Source organism: Pseudomonas sp. NPDC088429, from assembly GCF_044753305.1.
Classification (GTDB): Bacteria; Pseudomonadota; Gammaproteobacteria; order Pseudomonadales; family Pseudomonadaceae; genus Aquipseudomonas; species Aquipseudomonas rustica.
This window is the reverse complement of the sequence record NZ_JBIVMX010000136.1, coordinates 1-3,416: the sequence shown is the minus strand read 5'-3', so window position 1 is coordinate 3,416 and position 3,416 is coordinate 1. Positions and strand designations below refer to the sequence as shown.

The 3,416-nt window shown below is 58.7% G+C and carries 3 protein-coding genes; all 3 read right to left on the bottom strand.

Annotation, left to right across the window (positions count from 1 at the left end):
* Nucleotides 1-552: tRNA pseudouridine(55) synthase TruB (gene truB, locus ACIP66_RS28350; RefSeq protein ID WP_400652562.1), on the bottom strand; the 552-nt coding region annotated here is incomplete at its 3' end.
* Nucleotides 553-556: 4 nt separating this feature from the next.
* Entirely contained in the window at nucleotides 557-958 is a 402-nt protein-coding gene (gene rbfA / locus ACIP66_RS28345; protein ID WP_007915259.1) for a 30S ribosome-binding factor RbfA, read from the bottom strand.
* 160 nt (nucleotides 959-1,118) lie between these two features.
* Nucleotides 1,119-3,416, bottom strand: a 2,298-nt coding sequence (gene infB / locus ACIP66_RS28340; RefSeq protein WP_400652560.1) for a translation initiation factor IF-2, incomplete at its 5' end; no start/stop codon positions are given.

Here is a 3,416-nt window from a genome sequence, read left to right as displayed (position 1 = left end):
CAACAGGGTGCGGATATAGGTGCCCTTGCTGCAATCCACCGCAAGACGCGCAGTATCGCCTTCGAAGGCCAGTAATTCCAAGCGCGCAATAGTAACAGAACGCGGTTCGCGCTCCACTACTTCGCCTGCACGCGCCAGCTTGTACAGCGGCTGGCCATCACGCTTGAGCGCCGAGTACATCGGCGGTATCTGACTGATTTGCCCACGAAATTTCGGCAATGCCGCTTCGACATCGGTGCGACCAACGGTCACCGGACGCTCCTGCAAAACCTCACCCTCGGCATCGGCCGTGGTGGTGGTCTTGCCCAGCTGCGCCAGGGTTTCATAGGCCTTGTCGGAATCGAGCAGGTATTGCGAGAACTTGGTCGCCTCGCCAAAGCACAACGGCAAGACGCCGGTGGCCAGCGGATCGAGGCTGCCGGTGTGACCGGCCTTCTCGGCGTTGAGCAACCAGCGAACCTTCTGCAACGCGGCGTTGGAGGTGAACCCCAACGGCTTGTCGAGCAGGATAATGCCGCTGACGTTACGACGGATACGTTTGACCTGAGCCACCGAATTACTCCTTGGTGTCTTCAGGTTCAGCAGCGACCGGGTGCTGATTGTCTTCAGCCACGGCACGCTCGATCAGCGCTGACAAATGCGCGCCACGGACGACGGATTCGTCGTAGTGGAAGTGCAGTTGCGGCACGCTGCGCAGCTTCATTTCACGGGCCAGTTGCATGCGCAGGAAACCTGCGGCGGCATTCAGCACCTTGATGCTTTGCGCGATGTCTTCAGCGTTGTCCTGCCCCATCACGGTGATGAAAATCTTCGCGTGACCGACGTCACGGCTGACTTCAACGGCGGTAATGGTGACCAGACCCACACGTGGATCTTTGACTTCACGACGGATCAGTTGGGCCAGCTCGCGCTGCATCTGATCGCCGATACGTTGGGTACGGCTGTATTCTTTTGCCATGATTTTGTTACCTGTTACTGCCCTACGGTGAAACCCGCAAGGTCTGAAAGCGGCAAACGCCCGGCCTGACAAATGCCAGACCGGGCGTTGCGTTTAGAGTCCTTGTGATGCGCCACACCCTTGAGTGCGGCCGGCCATCACGGCTCCTGAAGTGCGCGAGTTAGAGGCTGCGAGCAACCTGAACCTTCTCGAAGACTTCGATCTTGTCGCCGACTTTAACGTCGTTGTAGCTCTTAACGCCGATACCGCATTCCATGCCGGCACGTACTTCGGAAGCGTCATCCTTGAAGCGGCGCAGGGATTCCAGCTCGCCTTCGAAGATAACGATGTCTTCACGCAGTACGCGGATTGGACGGTTACGGTGCACAACACCTTCGATCACCATGCAACCAGCGATCGCGCCAAACTTCGGCGAACGGAACACGTCACGCACTTCGGCGATACCCAGGATGTTCTCGCGAACATCGCTGCCGAGCATACCGGTCAGGGCTTTCTTGACGTCTTCGATGATGTCGTAGATCACGTTGTAGTAACGCATATCCAGACCTTCCTGCTCGACGATCTTCCGTGCGCCAGCATCGGCACGCACGTTGAAGCCGAACAGTACAGCGTTCGAAGCCAGTGCCAGGTTAGCGTCGGATTCGGTGATACCACCCACGCCGCCGCCTACTACGCGCACTTGTACTTCGTCGTTGCCCAGGCCATTCAAGGCACCGTTCAACGCTTCCAGCGAACCACGGACGTCGGATTTGAGGACGATGTTGAGCGTCTTCTTCTCTGCCTGACCCATGTTTTCGAAGATGTTTTCCAGCTTGCCGGCGTGAGCGCGAGCCAGTTTGACTTCGCGGAACTTGCCTTGACGGAACAGAGCCACTTCACGGGCTTTCTTCTCGTCAGCAACCACGCTCATCTCGTCGCCAGCGTCCGGGGTACCGTCCAGGCCGAGGATCTCGACAGGGATGGAAGGACCGGCTTCTTTGATTGGCTTGCCATTCTCGTCGAGCATGGCGCGCACGCGGCCATAGTTCGAACCGACCAGCACCATATCGCCTTGGCGCAGGGTACCGTCTTGAACCAGAACGGTTGCAACCGGGCCACGACCTTTGTCGAGACGCGATTCAACCACAACGCCACGGCCAGGAGCCGATGGAGTTGCTTTCAGTTCGAGAACTTCAGCTTGCAGCAGAACAGCTTCGAGCAGTTCGTCCACGCCAGTACCGACTTTCGCCGAAACCGGTACGAACGGCGTATCACCGCCCCACTCTTCGGAGGTCACGCCGTGAACCGACAGTTCGCTACGGATGCGATCGAGATCGGCGCCCGGCTTGTCGATTTTGTTCACCGCTACAACCAGTGGAACGCCAGCCGCTACCGCGTGCTGAACAGCTTCAATGGTCTGCGGCATCACGCCGTCGTCCGCTGCAACCACCAGGATCACGATGTCAGTCGCCTTGGCACCACGGGCACGCATTGCGGTAAACGCAGCGTGACCCGGGGTGTCGAGGAAGGTGACCATGCCGCGTTCGGTTTCAACGTGGTATGCACCGATGTGCTGGGTGATACCACCGGCTTCGCCAGCAGCTACCTTGGCACGACGGATGTAGTCGAGCAGGGACGTTTTACCGTGGTCAACGTGGCCCATTACGGTCACGACTGGTGCACGGGAGAACGACTCACCTTCAAACTTCAGGGACTCGGCCAGGGAATCTTCCAGGGCGGTGTCGCTGACCAGGGTCACTTTGTGGCCCAGTTCTTCGGCTACCAGTTGAGCAGTTTCCTGATCAAGCACCTGGTTGATGGTCGCTGGAGTACCCAGTTTGAACATGAACTTGATGATTTCAGCAGCCTTGACCGACATCTGATTGGCGAGATCGCCAACAGTGATGGTCTCGCCGATCTGCACATCACGCACGACAGGGCCGGTTGGGCTCTGGAAACCGTGAGCGTTGCGCTTCTTCAGCTTGGCCTTGCCACGACCACCACGACGGAAGCCATCGCTTTCTTCGTCGGTAGTGCGTGGCGCCACACGTGGAGCCGGCGCTTTTTCTTTGACCGAGGCGCGATGCGGAGCGTTTTTGCGCTCGCCATCACCGCCACCGCTGCGACGATTGTTATCGTCTGCACGTGGCTTGTCCGGACGGCGCTGTTCGTTCTGCTTGTTGCGAACTTCAGCAGACGGCGCTGGAGCAGCGGCAGCGACCGGTGCGCTTTCGCGTACAGGTTCGGCAGCGGCAACCGGCGCAGCAGCAGGGGCGCTATTAGCGTTCTGCGCAGCAGCAGGCTGGTTACGCGCTTCTACTTCGGCGCGTTGCTTGGCTTCTTCTTCAGCCTTCTGACGGGCAGCATTTTCTACTGCGCGACGCTCATCCAGTTCACGCTTGCGCTCGGCTTCGATTTCTTCCGGGCTGCGCTGTACGAAAACTTTCTTTTTGCGGACTTCAACGCTGATGCTTTTGCT